This window comes from Bacillus sp. X1(2014) (genome assembly GCF_007678255.1).
The window spans coordinates 1-16,712 of record NZ_VEED01000002.1; the positions used below are offsets into that span (position 1 = coordinate 1).

12 protein-coding genes and 1 rRNA gene are annotated in these 16,712 nt (G+C 40.3%); 11 read left to right on the forward strand and 2 right to left on the reverse strand.

Annotated elements, in window-relative coordinates:
- The first annotated feature begins 278 nt into the window (after positions 1 to 278).
- From rrf to FS608_RS31090, 4 genes are all read left to right on the forward strand, one after another.
- Positions 279 to 395 (forward strand): 5S ribosomal RNA (gene rrf, locus FS608_RS03935).
- 361 nt (positions 396 to 756) lie between these two features.
- Complete coding sequence (locus FS608_RS03940) at positions 757 to 1,878, forward strand: NADH-dependent flavin oxidoreductase (protein ID WP_144547982.1); 1,122 nt, start codon at positions 757 to 759, stop codon at positions 1,876 to 1,878.
- Positions 1,879 to 2,020: 142 nt separating this feature from the next.
- Positions 2,021 to 2,902 (forward strand): proline iminopeptidase-family hydrolase, encoded by an 882-nt coding sequence (locus FS608_RS03945; RefSeq protein ID WP_186328592.1) that lies wholly within the window; start codon positions 2,021 to 2,023, stop codon positions 2,900 to 2,902.
- Between the two features lie 146 nt (positions 2,903 to 3,048).
- Positions 3,049 to 3,180 carry a hypothetical protein gene (locus FS608_RS31090; RefSeq protein ID WP_260871568.1) on the forward strand — a complete coding sequence of 44 codons (132 nt, stop codon included), beginning with the start codon at positions 3,049 to 3,051 and terminating at the stop codon, positions 3,178 to 3,180.
- Between the two features lie 98 nt (positions 3,181 to 3,278).
- On the opposite strand, the gene FS608_RS03950 is transcribed toward FS608_RS31090, so the two are convergent.
- On the reverse strand, positions 3,279 to 4,484 hold the full coding sequence (locus FS608_RS03950; protein ID WP_144547984.1) for a nitrate/nitrite transporter: 1,206 nt from the start codon (positions 4,482 to 4,484) through the stop codon (positions 3,279 to 3,281).
- Positions 4,485 to 4,837: 353 nt separating this feature from the next.
- Between FS608_RS03950 and nirB (FS608_RS03955) the strand changes: the two genes are divergently transcribed.
- The 7 genes from nirB (FS608_RS03955) (at position 4,838) to FS608_RS03985 (ending at position 16,054) form a co-directional block, all read left to right on the forward strand.
- Positions 4,838 to 7,222: a nitrite reductase large subunit NirB gene (nirB, locus tag FS608_RS03955; RefSeq protein WP_144547985.1), complete on the forward strand. Its 2,385-nt coding sequence runs from the start codon at positions 4,838 to 4,840 to the stop codon at positions 7,220 to 7,222.
- A 30-nt stretch (positions 7,223 to 7,252) separates the two neighbouring features.
- The gene (gene nasC, locus FS608_RS03960) at positions 7,253 to 9,400 is read left to right on the forward strand and encodes an assimilatory nitrate reductase catalytic subunit NasC (RefSeq protein ID WP_144547986.1); all 2,148 of its coding nucleotides are present in this window, start codon (positions 7,253 to 7,255) and stop codon (positions 9,398 to 9,400) included.
- 93 nt (positions 9,401 to 9,493) lie between these two features.
- The gene (gene nirB / locus FS608_RS03965; protein ID WP_144547987.1) at positions 9,494 to 11,908 is read left to right on the forward strand and encodes a nitrite reductase large subunit NirB; all 2,415 of its coding nucleotides are present in this window, start codon (positions 9,494 to 9,496) and stop codon (positions 11,906 to 11,908) included.
- Between the two features lie 29 nt (positions 11,909 to 11,937).
- Entirely contained in the window at positions 11,938 to 12,261 is a 324-nt protein-coding gene (nirD, locus tag FS608_RS03970) for a nitrite reductase small subunit NirD (RefSeq protein ID WP_144547988.1), read from the forward strand.
- 25 nt (positions 12,262 to 12,286) lie between these two features.
- A complete protein-coding gene (cobA, locus tag FS608_RS03975) occupies positions 12,287 to 13,051 on the forward strand; it encodes a uroporphyrinogen-III C-methyltransferase (protein WP_144548596.1) in 765 nt (254 codons plus the stop codon).
- A gap of 228 nt (positions 13,052 to 13,279) precedes the next feature.
- On the forward strand, positions 13,280 to 14,521 hold the full coding sequence (locus FS608_RS03980; protein ID WP_144547989.1) for an ATP-binding protein: 1,242 nt from the start codon (positions 13,280 to 13,282) through the stop codon (positions 14,519 to 14,521).
- Positions 14,522 to 14,725: 204 nt separating this feature from the next.
- Positions 14,726 to 16,054 carry an MDR family MFS transporter gene (locus FS608_RS03985; RefSeq protein WP_144547990.1) on the forward strand — a complete coding sequence of 443 codons (1,329 nt, stop codon included), beginning with the start codon at positions 14,726 to 14,728 and terminating at the stop codon, positions 16,052 to 16,054.
- Between the two features lie 56 nt (positions 16,055 to 16,110).
- On the opposite strand, the gene FS608_RS03990 is transcribed toward FS608_RS03985, so the two are convergent.
- Positions 16,111 to 16,623, reverse strand: a complete 513-nt coding sequence (locus FS608_RS03990; protein WP_144547991.1) for a gamma carbonic anhydrase family protein — start codon at positions 16,621 to 16,623, stop codon at positions 16,111 to 16,113.
- Between the last annotated feature and the right edge of the window lie 89 nt (positions 16,624 to 16,712).

Below are 16,712 nucleotides of genomic sequence, written 5' to 3' on the forward strand. Positions count from 1 at the left end.
ATCAGGTTGATAGGTCAGAGGTGGAAGCGTGGTAACATGTGGAGCTGACTGATACTAATCGTTCGAGGACTTAACCAAAACGAAAAGCGGAGGCGACTGTTCAACTTCGACAGACTTTGGAGAGCTGGCACTGCAAATCCTGGTTTTGGATTTGGAGGGACAGATCGAAAAGGCCGAGAAGTTAGGAGCCGCAGCTGGACAAGTAAAAAGGCAACCTCGTGTTTACAAACTTCTTCTGCATTATCTAGTTTTGAGGGAATGAATCCTCAATTAAATAGTCTGGCAGCAATGGCGAGAAGGTCACACCCGTTCCCATACCGAACACGGAAGTTAAGCTTCTCAGCGCCGATGGTAGTTGGGACACGCGTCCCTGTGAGAGTAGGACGTTGCCAGGCAAATCAAAGACAACCTTAATTGGTTGTTTTTTTATGCCCATTTTTCAAAGACTTATTGTATTTTTAGATTCGCTGATTGAAAGGACAAATTCGCCGATTGAACCTTAAAATCCGCTGATTGAACGAATAAATTCGCCGATTAACCCTTAAAATTCGCCGATAGAATAACATAATTCACTTACAGGTAGGTGATGTTGCACCAATAAACCATAAAAACTTTAATATTTTATCGATATGATTAAAATTAATCAATAAATGCAAAATAAGAGAGGTTAAATTTCTAAAATGGTGAAAAACGACAGTTACATAAACTGTTGTTTTTTCTTATCGATAAATTAATCCACCTGGAGGAATACAAAGAATGAATTCTAAGCATGAAGCCTTATTTGAACCGTTTACATTTTCAAATGGCGTATCTTTAAAGAACCGAATTGTGATGGCCCCAATGACTAACTTTTCATCCAACCCGGATGGTACTGTTACAGATGCAGAAGTAAATTATTATGCCCGTCGTTCTGGTGGTGTGGGTATGGTCATAACTGCCTGTACTTATGTGACAGCGAATGGAAAAGGATTTCAAGGTGAATTTGGCGGTGACCGAGATGAATTGATCCCGAGTTTACGGAAAATAGCTGCCGGAATAAATGATCAAGGAGCAAAAGCAATTTTACAAATTTTTCACGGCGGACGGCAAGTGCCGCCTGAGTTAGTTCCTAATGGTGACGTTGTCAGTGCAAGCAATATACCTGCAGAAGGTCCAGGTAAACCTGTCCCAAGGGAATTATCTAATGAAGAAGTGGAAGCAATTATTAATGATTTTGGTGAGGCGACTCGTCGTGCGATTGAAGCGGGATATGATGGTGTTGAAATCCATGGTGCAAATGGCTATTTAATTCAACAGTTTTTCTCCCCGCATTCCAACCGCCGCGAAGACAAATGGGGAGGCAGTCTCGAAAAACGACTCAATTTTCCGTTAGCAGTAGTTGATCAAGTGAAAAAGGTGGCAGCTGAACTGACAAAGGAACCATTTATTGTTGGGTATCGGTTTTCACCGGAAGAAGCGGAAACACCTGGGATTACGATGGCAGATACCTTGGTTTTAATTGATGCATTAGCGAAAAAAGATCTTGATTATTTACACGTTTCTCTTCAGGATTTTTGGTCGATGCCAAGACGCGGAGTGGATGACACACGTGCGCGGATCGAAATTATTCAAGAACGGGTAGGTTCCACCGTTCCTGTTATTGGCGTGGGATCAATCTATACAGCTGATGATGCATTAAAAGCAATTACATCAGGTGTTCCGCTAATCGCATTAGGACGTGAACTGATTATCGACCCAGACTGGGTCCAAAAGGTGGCCGAAGGAAGGGAATCGGAAATTGTCACAAAAATCGATAAAAATAAACAACAAGAATTGGTAATTCCAGATCCACTTTGGCAAGCCATCATCCATACCCCTGGATGGTTTCCGGGTGTTTAGTGAGTAACCATTTAAATTTTGCCTGAGTCTCATTCATTTCCCCTAGATCATAGAATTTCAACAAATGTGAAAACAGGTTTTTTCATAATTGATGTCGAATCACTGAATTAGGGAAACACAATTAAATAAAGGGGATATGAATATGTTTGAAGAAGGATACATCGATGTTACAGGGGGAAGAGTTTGGTATCAACTTTTTAATAAAAAGGCAAACGGGACTCCAGTAATTATTTTACACGGTGGACCGGGATCCTCATGTTATTCACTTCAAAGTTTAAAGGCACTGGAAGCGGACCGTCCCGTAATCTTTTACGATCAATTAGGATGTGGGAAATCCGATCGTCCTGCGGATACTTCATTATGGCGAATAGAAAGGTTTGTTGAGGAATTGGCCCAGGTTAGACAAGCCCTTAACTTTGAAGAAGTGCATCTCCTTGGCCATTCCTGGGGGACAACGCTCGCCGCAGCCTATTGTTTAACCGGACCTAGCGGGGTGAAAAGTGTTATTTTTTCAAGTCCATGCTTAAGTGCTCCGCTGTGGGAGCAAGATCAAAGACGCAATCTTGATAAACTGCCAAATGAAACTAAGGAAACAATTATCAGTTGCGAAGTAAATGGAACCACTGACTCTGAGGAATATAAAAAGGCAACAGAAGTTTTTAACAAAAATTTTGTTTGTCGTTTGGACCCGTATCCAGAATGGTTAAAACAGGGCTCTAAAAATAGAAATCCAGAAGTATACAATATCATGTGGGGACCTTCTGAATTTACCGTTCTCGGGAACCTGAAGGAATTTGACTGTACCGCACGCCTCAAGGAAATCACCTGTCCGACACTATATACATGCGGCCGGTTTGATGAGGCGACCCCGGAAACTACAAAGTACTACAGTACTTTAACACCTGGTTCATCGTTCCACGTATATGAGCATAGTGCTCATATGCCGTATGTGGAGGAGCCGGAAGAGTTTTTGAGAGTGTCAGGGGACTTCCTAAGAAAAAGTGATTCCCATAAATCAATATAAGCTTTATTAGATACAACATAGTGCGTTTCAGCTATCTGTTTGAGACGCACTATTCTTAGGATTTATAATTACCAATAAAAACCACAAGACAAATGTAAACGCTTCCATTAAAATAGAGAGTAAGAAGTAGGAAAGGGGACATAATCATGGAACTTTTATTTGAACAATGTAAACATAACCAAGCCGAAGAACCTTGCGATGAGTGTAACCCTAAAAAAGAAGAGGAAGAAAAAGTAGATATTTATGAATATGACTACTATTCAAGACTGTGGTTTTAAAATAAAGAGATCTTGCTTTTGAAGATGATTAAAACTTGGAGACCCAAAATATAAAGAAGAAACGCATTTGCCATAAGTAAAGGCAAATGCGTTTTTTGTTAATTTTTTAAAGAAGCTTCCTTAGTTGACCAGGTCCTCCGCCATGACACTTGTGCCAAAAATAACACTAACAACGCTGCTATCCCAATCCCCATATAAACCATAAATCCTGTTCCATACGTACCAGTAACTTCCTTAAGTGTTCCTAATATATTGGGGACAAAAAATCCACCAACGCCCCCGGCCGCTCCTACAATCCCAGTTATCATCCCGATTTCCTCTTGGAAGCGCTGCGGTACCAATTGAAAGACCGCTCCATTTCCCATTCCCAAGCAGAGCATTCCGATAAACAATAAGATGGTCACAACAGCTAGAGGTGGAAGCTGGCTCACACCAAACATACTGAGTGCAACCCCGATAAATAGAAAGGTAAGAAGGCGGACACCGCCGATTTTGTCAGCGATAAAACCGCCAACTGGACGGAAAAAGCTTCCTGCTGCCACACAAAGTGTAACAAAATCGCCTGCTCTTACTTTTGATAAATCATATTGATCTACGAAAAAGATGCTTAAGAAACTGGACAAACCGACAAATCCCCCGAATGTAACACTGTAAAGCAAACAAAAATACCATGTATCCTTTTGTTTAAATACTTTCAAATATTCAATCATCGGTTTTGGTGCTGGTTGAGAAGGAGCATCCTTTGCCAAAAAGATATACAAGATAAATACAGTCAATAAAGGAATAAGTGCTAATCCCAAGACATTATGCCAGCCCAGTTGTTCTGCAAGACGCGGTCCAAATAAGGTGGCAAACAACGTTCCACTGTTACCGGCACCTGCAATACCCATGGCCAGTCCTTGTAAATGCGGCGGGTACCATCTACTAGCCATTGGAATGGCTGCAGCAAAACTCGCACCTGCCACCCCAAGAAGAATCCCGATCATATACAGTTCAGTTAATGTTTGACCAAATAACCAACCCCATACTAGCGGTATAATGGTGACGAGCATTCCGCTGATGGCCGTTTTTCGTGGACCGATTCTATCTGTTAACACACCAAGGATGATCCGGAAAAATGATCCACTTAAGATTGGAAGTGCAACGATAAAACCCTTCTGCGATGGGGTTAGCCCAAAATCCTTTGTAATATAAACCCCTAGTGCCCCTAAAATAACCCAAATCATGAAACTAACATCAAAGTATAAAAATGAAGCTGCTAACGATGGTGCATGACCGCTTTTTTTTAAATCAGATACCTTCATACTATAGTTCCCCTTTCCTAGAAGACAATTTTTTTGCTAAATCGAACCAGAATTTATTACCATTCAAAACAGTTATCCTTTGAAAACATGACCCTAATTAGTAAAACCACAAATGAAAATAAACCAACACTGTTTTTCATCCCTTTTCCTCCTTCACATGTATTTCTCTTGCTTTGTTAAACAATAGCGCATAGAGAATTGGGATGTCTTCTTTTATGTGAGGTATCCTAACACGAAAACTTACTGTGTTAGAAAATGTTACACAACAAATTTCTTTTCACAAGATTTATGGAATAATAGGTGATATTTATGGTTGCAGTGACCGACATATTTTACTAGCGGAGGTATTTTGAATGAAAAAGCAAAAACTGGTATTGATAGGGAATGGAATGGCAGGTGTACGATGTATAGAAGAAATTTTACAAGAAGCACCAGAACTTTTTGAGATTACTATTTTCGGATCTGAACCGCACTATAACTATAATCGAATTCAATTATCGGCTGTTTTGCAGGGTGGTACTACGTTTGATGCTATTACAATCAATGATCAGAATTGGTATAACGAACAGAACATTGCGCTGTATACAGGTGAAACAGTCATAAAAATTGATTCCCAAAATCAACTCTTACTAACAGATAAAAGTCGAGAAATCTCCTATGACCGACTAATCATAGCAACAGGGTCCATGCCATTTCTGCTCCCTATCCCGGGAAATGATAAAGATGGAGTAATCACGTTTCGGACCATTGAAGATTGCCAGAAAATGATCGATACGGCCAAAAGTTATAAAAACGCAGTCGTTATTGGAGGAGGAGTTTTAGGATTAGAGGCTGCCAAAGGTCTGCTCAATCTTGGTATGGATGTAACGGTGGTTCATAATGGCCGCAATTTAATGGAAAGACAATTGGATGAAGCGGCAGCGAAACTATTGCAAACAGAGTTGGAAAAGCAAGGATTGCGTTTTCTTTTTGAAAAAGAAACAAAAGAGATTTGCGGAAGAAAACGCGTTGAAAGACTTTCCTTTAAGGACGGTACCGAAACTGCTGCTGATTTGGTTGTGATGGCGGTTGGGGTGAGGCCCAATATCCAGTTAGCCAAGGATAGTGGAATTGAGACAAACCGGGGGATTCTCGTCAATGATTATCTAGAATCGAATATTTCCAACATTTTTGCTGTCGGTGAATGCGTGGAACACCGAGGGATGGTCTATGGGTTAGTAAAGCCGCTTTATGACCAAGGGAAGGTGCTGGCTAAACGTATTTGTGGATTCGATTGTAAAGGGTACGAAGGAACTGTTCTTTCTACCCAATTAAAAATATCGGGAGTGGATGTGTTTTCGGTTGGTCAGTTTACCCATGAGGAAAGATTGAAGTCGATTGAAATTTATGATGAGTTAGATGGTGTTTATAAGAAGTTGGTTTTTGAAGAATCTAAATTAGTAGGTGCCGTATTATTTGGAGACACGAGCGATCGTTCAAGATTACTAGAAATAATCTTGAAAAAGAAAGATGTATCAGACATGGAGAAAGTTACTCTTTTTCAAGCATTAAATGGAGATGGCAATTCAGTCGCTGCCATGGCCCATCATGAAATAATTTGCAATTGTAACGGAGTGGCTAAAGGGGCAATTATAGAAGCGGTTCAAAAAAACGGATTAACAACTGTCGAACAAGTGAAGAAATGTACCAAGGCCTCAGGGGCTTGCGGGGGCTGTAAACCAATAGTAACTGATTTACTCCACTACATTAATAGTGATGAATTTAATGAGGTTATGGGACAAAAATCAATGTGCACCTGTACAGCACTAACGGAAGATGAGTTGGTTTACGAGATGCAATGGCAAGGCTTGACAACGGTACAAGAAGTGATGAATGTCCTTGGTTGGGGCAATAAGGAAGGATGTTCTGTCTGTCGGCCAGCCTTAGCCTACTATTTAGGCATGATTTACCCGGAATATGAGAGCCAGCAGGAGAATCTATTTATATCCGAACAAATGATTGCCATCATTCAGAAAGATGGTACGTATACCGTCATCCCTCAGATGTATGGAGGAAAAACATCATCACGACAATTGAGGGCAATTGCCGAGGTTGCTGAGAATTACGGCATTACAGATATGGCTGTCACTAGTGAACAAAGAATTCATTTGATGGGGGTGAAGAAAAAAGATTTGTCTGCTTTGTTGGCAGATTTGAACATGGAAGTATGTTCTACTTACGGAAATATGGTTCAAAATGTAAAAACGAGTATCGGCGAACATATTTGCCGGTGTGACAAACATTCATCGATGGAATTGGCTATCAACCTTGAAAAAAGATTGGAATTTCTCACAACTCCCTATCGTGTAAAAATGGGTGTATCTGCATGTATGCATAACGGCGCAGGTTCAACTACGAAAGATATTGGTGTAATTGGAACGGGGCTTGGCTGGGAAATTTACGTTGGTGGCAGCAGCGGTCGAAATGTCCGTGCAGGTCAATTATTATGCCTTCAAACAAAGAATGAAGATGTAATCGAAATAATTTGTGCGTTTATTCAATATTACCGTGAAACAGCCAATTTTCTCGAACGGTCATGGCAATGGATTGAAAGGGTGGGTTTAGTGCATGTGAGAGAAGTAATTTTTGATCTCGAACTTCGTCAGCAATTATTGCTTCGGTTAGAGAAGGATCGTATGTTCCGCAAAAAGGTCACCGTAAACCCAGTGCCAGGAGCGGAAAATAACAAGCAAGTGTAACAGAACCAAAAAATGAAAAGGGTGATCATCTTGACAGAAGCGTTATTAAAGTATTTTCGTACAAAGGAACAAGAAGTGAAATCAGAAAAAAGATACGACTCCCAATGTCCTTACTGTAGTATGCAATGTAAAATGCAATTGGTTGAACAATCGGTTGTGTCTAGAAAAAAATATATAACCCTCGGAAAAGACAATCCAACTTCAGAAGGGCGCTTATGTGTAAAGGGGATGAATGCCCATCAACATGCTTTTCATAAAGAGCGCTTAAAATATCCAATAGTAAAAGTCAATGGAGAATTTGTCCGAGTGACGTGGGAGGAAGCGTTGAATCATATTAAAGAAAACTTTACGAAGATTCAAGCAGAATCTGGTCAAAATGCCTTAGCGGTGTATGGGAGTGCGTCAATCACGAATGAAGAAGCCTATTTATTGGGGAAATTTGCCCGCGTCGCGTTAAAAACAAAATACATTGATTATAATGGCCGTCTTTGCATGTCTGCGGCTGCTTCGGCTGCGAACCAAACCTTTGGGTTGGACAGAGGCTTCACGAATAGCTTGGCAGAAATCCCATCCACTCGTTGTATCATTTTGGCAGGAACGAATATTGCTGAATGTCAGCCCACCATTATGCCTTATTTTGAACGAGCAAAAGAAAATGGAGCTTATATCATCGCAATCGATCCACGGGAAACAGCCACAACGAAAATAGCAGACTTGCATCTAAAACCCAAACCAGGAACGGATGCTGTATTAGCTAACGGAATATTGAAAGTGATTGTTGAGGAGAATTATGTTGATGAAAAGTTTGTTCAAGAACGTGTAAACGGGTTTGAAGAAGTTAAAAAGTATGCATTATCCCTAAGCTTAGAAGAGATAGAAGAGATCACCGGAGTTCCAATCCCCCTTATTCGTAGGGCGGCAATAAGATTTGGTAAAGAAGAAACAGGAATGATTTTTACAGCGAGAGGGGTGGAACAGCACACGAATGGGTCGATGACTGTCCGTAATTTCCTAAATATTCTGGTTTCAACAGGGAAAATCGGCAAGCCTCATTGTGGCTATGGCGCAATTACGGGACAGGGTAATGGACAGGGCGCGAGAGAACATGGCCAAAAAGCAGACCAGCTTCCTGGCTATCGCTCGATTGAGAATGAAGAACATCGAAACTATGTGGCCGACATTTGGGGGATCGAGCCAGATGATTTACCACGCAAAGGCGTTTCGGCTTATGAAATGATGGAGAAAATCGATGAAGGGGAAATAAAAGGGTTGTTTCTCATGTGTTCCAACCCCACTGTCTCCCATCCGAATGCTCATTTCGTCAAGGAGGCAATGAAAAAATTATCTTTCTTTGTTGCAGTTGATTTGTTTATTTCAGAAACTGCTAGATTAGCAGATGTCATACTCCCGGCCTCTTCCTATCTAGAAGATGAGGGAACGATGACGAATCTAGAGGGGCGGGTAACATTACGGGAAGCAAGCTTCCCGTGTCCAGGGGAAGCGAAGCATGATTGGCAAATCATCTGTGAGCTTGCCCGTGCGCTTGGAAAAGAAGAGTATTTTTCGTTTTCATCTGCAGAAGAAATTTTTACTGAATTAAGGTTAGCAAGCAGTGGGGGGCCTGCCGATTATTTTGGAATAACATATGACCGACTAAGAAAGGAAGGCGGAATATTATGGCCATGCCCATCCCCCGACCATACAGGTACGACGAGAGTGTTCGAAGGATCCTTTGCTCATTCAGATGGAAAGGCAGCGATGGTGGTCGTACCAAACATTCCTGAAATTCCAAAAGAACAACTTTGTAATGAGTTTCCACTCTTTTTAACAACTGGGAGAGTCATGTCACATTACTTAACGGGGGTACAAACTAGAAAAAGTCCATCTTTAGCGGCAAGAAACATCGAACCATTTATGGAAATTCACCCTGTAACCGCAGCGAAATTTCAGATTCCAGATCAATCCTTAGTGAAAATTGAATCAAAAAGAGGAAGTGTTGTGGTGAGAAGCAAATGGTCGGAAACTATTCGGTATGATACTATATTCGTTCCTTTTCACTGGGCAGACTCGCAAAATATTAATCTTCTCGTTTCAAAAGAATTGGACCCTGAATGCAAAATGCCTGGATTTAAAGTCAGCGCTGTTAAGGTAAGCCCGGCAGTTGACTTCCAAGAATAAAAACTTTTATGTTAGAAGACCTTACACGATAAGTTAGTTTTTAAAAAGTCTGTGATATAGTTTAGGAAACTTACAAACGGGAGGAAAGCTGACATGGATAAGAAAAAGTTAGTTCTTGTTGGAAATGGCATGGCTGGAGTGAAAACGATTGAGGAGATTATAAAACTATCAAAGGAATCATTTGAGATTACCATATTCGGAAGCGAACCCCATCCGAATTACAATAGAATCCTACTTTCAAAAGTATTACAAGGGGATACAAAGGTTAAAGACATAACGCTTAATGACTGGGATTGGTACAAAGACAACAACATTCAGTTATTTACAAGTGAAACAGTGATCAAGGTCGATTCGAAGCGGAAAGTCGTTATCACTGACTTAGGGAGAATGGAACCGTATGATGAACTAATTATTGCGTCGGGATCTCTTCCATTTATCCTGCCGATTCCAGGAGCAGAAAAGAAAGGAGTAACAGCTTTTCGGGATATAAAGGACACAGAGGTCATGCTTGAAACTTCAAAGAAGTATAAAAAGGCAGCCGTGATTGGCGGCGGTTTGCTCGGACTCGAAGCGGCAAGAGGTCTGTTAAACCTAGGAATGGATGTTTCGATCATCCATCTCGCCCCCTATTTGATGGAACGCCAATTAGATCCACAAGCAGGGAAATTACTGCAAAGAGAATTAGAAAAACAGGGAATGAAATTTTTATTAGAAAAACAAACCAAAGAGATCTTTGGAGACGAACGCGTTGAAGGTCTAAGGTTTAGTGACGGAACGTTGCTTGATGCAGACTTAGTTGTCATGGCTGTTGGCATCAAGCCAAATACCGAATTAGCCATAAAAAGCGGTGTAGCTGTCAATCGCGGCATTGTCGTCAATGACTATCTGCAAACAAGCATTCCTAATATTTACTCCGTCGGGGAGTGCGCCGAGCACAACGGTTCAGTATACGGTCTAGTGGCCCCTTTATATGAACAAGGAAGAGTATTAGCGAAACATATTTGCGGTTTGGAAACCAAAGGTTATCATGGGTCTGTTTTATCCACACAGTTGAAAGTCTCTGGGGTAGAAGTGTTTTCAGCTGGAGACTTTATGGAAGGCGAAGGGAAGGAAGCCATCAAGGTCTTTGATGGAAATGACAGTATATATAAGAAGGTCGTGATTCAAGACAATAAAATTGTTGGTGCCGTATTATTTGGTGATAGCAGTGATGGAAATCGTCTCTTCTCGATGATTCAAAAGGAAGCGGATGTATCCTCAACTACGAAGGTATCACTTTTACAACCGTTAAATGATGATTTTGGAAGTAGTTTAGTAGCTTCCATGAGTAACGAGGAAATTATTTGTGGCTGTAACGGTGTTTCTAAAGGGGCGATTATCGAGGCAATCCAGAATCAAGGTTGTTCATCCGTTGATGCAATCAAAGCATGTACCAGTGCTTCCCGGTCTTGCGGTGGATGTAAGCCGCTAGTTGCGGAAGTATTGCAGCATACACTTGGTTCAGAGTTCGACGGTTCTATTCAGAAAGAAGCGATTTGCAGCTGTACAGATCTATCGAGAGATGAAGTTGTAGAAGAGATCAAAACAAAAGGGTTAACCCATATCAAAGAAGTGATGAATGTTCTTGGCTGGGGTTCAGAGGAAGGGTGTTCAAAATGCCGCCCAGCTCTGAATTACTACTTGGGGATGGTCCATCCAATTGATTATCAGGATGAAAAAGAATCCCGATTTGTTAATGAACGGATGCATGCGAATATTCAAAAGGATGGCACCTATTCGGTTGTACCACGAATGTATGGCGGTGTAACAAACGCACAAGACTTACGACGAATTGCGGACGTGGTAGAAAAATACGATATACCGTTAGTAAAACTAACCGGCGGACAACGAATCGACTTGCTGGGTGTAAAAAAGGAAGACTTGCCGAATGTATGGACAGATTTGGATATGCCGTCAGGGTCTGCCTATGGGAAATCGCTACGTACGGTGAAAACCTGTGTTGGAGAACAGTTCTGCCGCTTTGGGACCCAGGATTCCATGAGTCTCGGGATCGACCTTGAAAAGAAATTTGAAGGACTACAAACACCTCATAAGGTGAAAATGGCTGTTTCCGCTTGTCCGAGAAGCTGCGCTGAGTCAGGGTTTAAAGATATTGGTTTTATTGGAATTGACGGAGGCTGGGAGCTATATGTCGGTGGAAATGGCGGTACACATGTACGCGGGGGAGACCTATTATACAAAGTAAAAACATCAGAAGAGGCCATGGAGATAACTGGTGCATACCTTCAATATTATCGTGAGACAGCCAACTACTTGGAACGTACTTCAGCATGGATTGAACGTGTTGGGTTATCACAAGTACGATCCGTACTTGATGATAAGGCAAAGCGTCAGGAATTAAATAAACGGCTGGATGATGCCTTATCGGTAATTAAGGATCCTTGGAAAGCAATTACAGAGGATGAAAAAGTAAGAAAAGAATTGTTTGAAAGTGTAGTAATGTCTTAAAACTTACAACTAAAGGAGGAAATCGTCCAATGATAAAGAAAAACGGAGAAGTAGTTTCGATCGGTTCTGTCAGTGATCTACCAGAAAGATTAGGTAAAACCGTTTTTGTCGGGGATAAGGAAGTTGCAGTATTCAAATTATTAAACGGGACCATTCGTGCGATCGAAAATCGCTGTCCACATAAAGGCGGAGTTTTGAGCGAAGGAATGGTAAGCGGTGAATTTGTTTTCTGTCCGATGCACGATTGGAAAATATGTTTGGATAATGGGAAGGTTCAAGAGCCTGATTCAGGCTGTGTAAAAACTTATCAAACCAAAGTAGTCGGAGAAGAAGTGTTTCTCCTCATCGATTAAAAAGGAGAGCCCTATGACTCAAAAATTGGGAAAAGTCTATATTATTGGAGCAGGTCCTGGAGATCCTGAGTTAATTACAGTTAAAGCAATGAAATGCCTCGAGCGGGCTGAAGTCATTCTTTATGATCGACTCGTTAATCCGAAGTTACTAGATTACTGCAAAGCTGACACTGAGTTCATTTATTGCGGAAAAGAGCCAGGGAACCATTGTGTTTCCCAAGACTCCATCCATCAATTATTACTCGAAAAATCCTTGGCTGGTAAAACGGTTGTTCGTTTAAAAGGAGGCGACCCATTTATTTTTGGACGGGGTGGTGAAGAAGCAGAGGTATTAGCGCAAAATGGAATCGACTTTGAAGTAGTTCCAGGAATCACTTCTGGAATTGCTGCACCAGCTTATGCGGGAATACCTGTCACCCACCGCGAGTTGAGCCGATCCTTTGCCATGGTTACAGGTCATTGTTTGAACGGTCAACCCAATAATATTCGTTGGGACCATCTCGCCCACGGTGTTGATACCCTGGCTATTTATATGGGCGTAAAACATCTTCCATTTATCTGTGCCCAATTGCAGGCCTGCGGAAAAGACTCAACTACACCCATTGCTGTCATTGAACAAGGGACAACAGGGAATCAACGAACAATAACCGCGACACTAGAGACGATCGTTGAACTAGTAACAGAAAAACGAATCATCAATCCAGCCATGATTGTGATCGGAGAAGTGGTGAAACTATCAGAAAAACTATCGTGGTTTCCTAAGGAGATTAAACAGGAGATGCTTATATAAAGTAGATTGGAGTTTATAATGAAAATTATAGACTCTTTTTTTGGCTAATAAGTCTGACAAACTAGAAAAGAGTGCAAAATTCTTGATGGTGTTCAAAAATTTCCATTGAATTTAGGTAGATTATTTTTCTGTTTCTCTCCATAATAATATTTATTAATTTTAATAGAGGAATTAATAAAATTATGTCGAATTGCATAAGTAAATATACCTAAATAAGAGGGCTAAACCATGAATAAATCCGGTCAAATTATCCTGGTGCTGATATCGATTCTATTTACCAGCTACCAAAAGATTGTCGATCATCATTCTTTTTTTTCAATCGACTTTTTGCTCTTTATCTTAATTGCCTGGGTCGTGGGGTGGCAATATGACAAGGCGCGCTACTATGAAAAAAAGGCCCGTGCGAGTGAAGAAAGCTATAAGAAGTTGATTGATTCATTGCCTGCACCTGTCTATGTTACACGGAATCATAAATTAATATATGTAAATAAGGCAGCGCTTAGCATGATTGGTGCTGGTAACTTTGAAGATGTGATGGGGAAGTCCATTTTGGATTTTATTGCTCCTGAATATAGAAGTCGGATGCTTGAACGATTTAAACAAATAAAGAAAGAAAAGCAGCCTGTTCACACCATTGATTACAAAGCCAAGCGATTGGATGGGTCCATTTTTTTATTTGAGGTATCTTCTTTATCGATCGTTTTTGGCGGGAAAGAAGCCATCTTGTCCATTGGGAAGGATATAACTGAAAAAAGTGAAGAAACCGAACGCCTCATTCAAAAGTCTGAAAAATTAGCGCTGTTAGGTCAAATGGCAGCTGGTATAGCCCATGAAATCCGAAATCCTCTAACCTCCATCAAAGGTTTTATTCAACTGTTAAAAACCAGCACCCAGAAAGAGGAATATTTTGAGATTGTGTTATCTGAACTCGACCGGATAAATGAAATCGTCGGGGAATTCCTCGTCCTGGCCAAACCGTCATCAGCCGTCTATATGACACAGGATATTAGAATCCTCTTAAAGGATGTTATCACATTAATAAACAACCAATCACTTTTAAATAATATTCAAATCTTTGTAGAATTTAATGATGATTTGCCGTTAATCAGCTGTGAGGAAAATCAATTAAAGCAAGTGTTTTTAAATTTACTTAAAAACGCAATGGAAGCCATGCCTAAAGGTGGATCTATCCGAGTTGTTGTAAAAGAAAAAGAAGAGGGAACAATATCGGTTCAGATTATTGATCAAGGTGTCGGTATTCCACAGGAACGGATTTCTACACTTGGGGAGCCATTTTATACAACCAAGGAAAAAGGAACGGGTCTCGGCTTAATGACCTGCTACAAAATTATCGAAGGTCATAATGGGACACTAAATATCTATAGTAAAATTAATGAAGGAACAACGATTGAAATCATTTTACCAACGATTACCCAGCCGTTATTGAAGATGGAAGTAAGCCATTCTTAGTGAATGGCTTATTCTATTTAGATGAAAAAATGATAAACTATCCTATAGATATAGATTTGGAGAGATTAGGAGGGGGACGGTGAGTTCAATTCAAACGAAGCAGATACATTAGTACGATTATCGTTCTGCTTTCTGTCTTAGTTATGTTTAATAAAGGAATACGAAATTATAATTAATGCCTATCAATCGGTTTCGGAGGAAGTTATGAAAAAGAATATGTATGTATTTTGGGGTCTAGTAATTACAACCCTAATTTCAGCACTCGATGCTAATATTATGCAAACGGCAAGTCCGACCATCGTCAAACAACTTGGCGGGATGGAGTTCTTTGCTTGGATATTTGTTGTTTATATGTTAGCTAGTACGGTTACAGTACCGCTTTACGGTAAATTATCAGATATGTACGGCCGAAAAAAGCTGTTAATGTTTTCAGTGGGATTATTTACGCTTGGTTCAATCCTTTGTGGGATGGCTAATTCCATGATCACACTGATAATATTTAGAGGGATTCAAGGTTTAGGTGCAGGAGGGATGATTCCACTTTCCATGATCATCGTTGGAGATTTGTTTACGATTGAAAGACGTGGAAAAATTCAAGCGGTTTTTAGTGGGATTTGGGCGATTTCATCCATTATTGGACCTATCCTAGGTTCTTTCTTTGTAGAAGCATTAACATGGAGATGGATTTTCTTTATTAATATTCCTATCGGTATTGCCAGCGTGCTATGTTTGCTTCCCTATAAAGAACAGATGGAATTTAAGAAGGCACATATTGACTATAAAGGTTTTTTCTTATTTGGGATTTCGATTACGATATTATTGTTATCTACTAATATTAAAAATTCTCTATGGTTTGTGATTCTAGGAATCATTGGTTTAATCGTCTTTGTTTTAGTAGAGAGAAAAGAAACCCATCCGTTCCTCCCTGTATCATTGTTTAGGAACAAGGGAATTCTCATGACGAATCTTTTTATGCTAGTTTATTGTTTGGCCTTTTTTGGAACATCTAACTTTATTCCATTATACCTTCAAGAAGGAAATCAGATGAGTATTTATAAGAGTGGACTCATTCTGTTAAGTATTGCATTTGGCTGGACATTCGGGAGTACCCCTGCGGGAGGGTGGATCATACGTTTTGGATACAAAAATTTATTTATTATCGGAAGTTTTATCACTACGATTTCCGGCTTAGCATTATACCTATTCATCACAGACCTATCCTATTTTAGTTTGTTTTTTATTTTAACTATTCAAGGTGTTGCTTTTGGTTTAATCTTTGCAGTGGGAACCATTGCTTCCCAAGAATTTGCTGAATCCCATATCAAAGGGATGTCCACTTCGCTCCAAATGTTTTTAAAAAACATCGGAACATCCATTGGTGTAACAGTCATGGGACTGATCATCAATCATGCTGTAAACATCCATATTGGAATGAAAAACCTCTTCCTTTATGCTCTAGTTCTAAGTTTAATTAATATTGTGCTAAGTTTCGCTATTCCATCAAAAACAACCGCTGTTAGTGAGAGTAAATAACCTTGGACTTTATGGTGCCTGACACCAACGAAATGTTGGTGTCAGGCACCTTTATATTATTTAAGAATCTCCCTAAACTCTTTACCTCTTTGGACGTAGTGCTCGCTAGACATCTGGAGCAGGTCCAGGTCCTTTTGGGTGATTTCTCTGACCACTCGACCTGGTGACCCCAATACCAGTGAACGAGGTGGGATTTTTATTCCACCAGATAGAAGCGTATTGGCCCCAATAATACAATCCTCGCCAACCTCAACATCGTCTAGCAGTGTCGATCCCATTCCAATAATGCAGCGATTGCCCACTTTACAGCCATGCAAAATAACATTATGACCAATTGTCACATCATCTGCAATTTCAACCGGAAATCCTTCGAATAAATGAATCGTTGAATTATCCTGAATGCTGCACCGTTCACCGATGATAATCGGGCCGTCATCACCACGTAGTACCGCATTAAACCAAACGGATGAATCCTTTCCAATTCTTACATCACCGATTAAATATGCACCTGGCGCTACAAATACAGAGTCATGAACAGCAGGGGAAATACCTTTGTAAGGGATAATCAAATCAATCTCTCCTTTTAACTATCAGAATTATCTTTCTATTATCTCAATATATCATGAAATACATAGTGAAAAGGGTTTTATTACATTAA

Bases quoted from the DNA above. Each gene is read 5' to 3' on its own strand.
- FS608_RS03940 (WP_144547982.1), top strand. From the start codon at position 757: ATGAATTCTAAGCATGAAGCCTTATTTGAACCGTTTACATTTTCAAAT.
- FS608_RS03945 (WP_186328592.1), top strand. From the start codon at position 2,021: ATGTTTGAAGAAGGATACATCGATGTTACAGGGGGAAGAGTTTGGTAT.
- FS608_RS31090 (WP_260871568.1), top strand. From the start codon at position 3,049: ATGGAACTTTTATTTGAACAATGTAAACATAACCAAGCCGAAGAACCT.
- FS608_RS03950 (WP_144547984.1), bottom strand. From the start codon at position 4,484: ATGAAGGTATCTGATTTAAAAAAAAGCGGTCATGCACCATCGTTAGCA.
- nirB (WP_144547985.1), top strand. From the start codon at position 4,838: ATGAAAAAGCAAAAACTGGTATTGATAGGGAATGGAATGGCAGGTGTA.
- nirB (WP_144547987.1), top strand. From the start codon at position 9,494: ATGGATAAGAAAAAGTTAGTTCTTGTTGGAAATGGCATGGCTGGAGTG.
- nirD (WP_144547988.1), top strand. From the start codon at position 11,938: ATGATAAAGAAAAACGGAGAAGTAGTTTCGATCGGTTCTGTCAGTGAT.
- FS608_RS03980 (WP_144547989.1), top strand. From the start codon at position 13,280: ATGAATAAATCCGGTCAAATTATCCTGGTGCTGATATCGATTCTATTT.
- FS608_RS03985 (WP_144547990.1), top strand. From the start codon at position 14,726: ATGAAAAAGAATATGTATGTATTTTGGGGTCTAGTAATTACAACCCTA.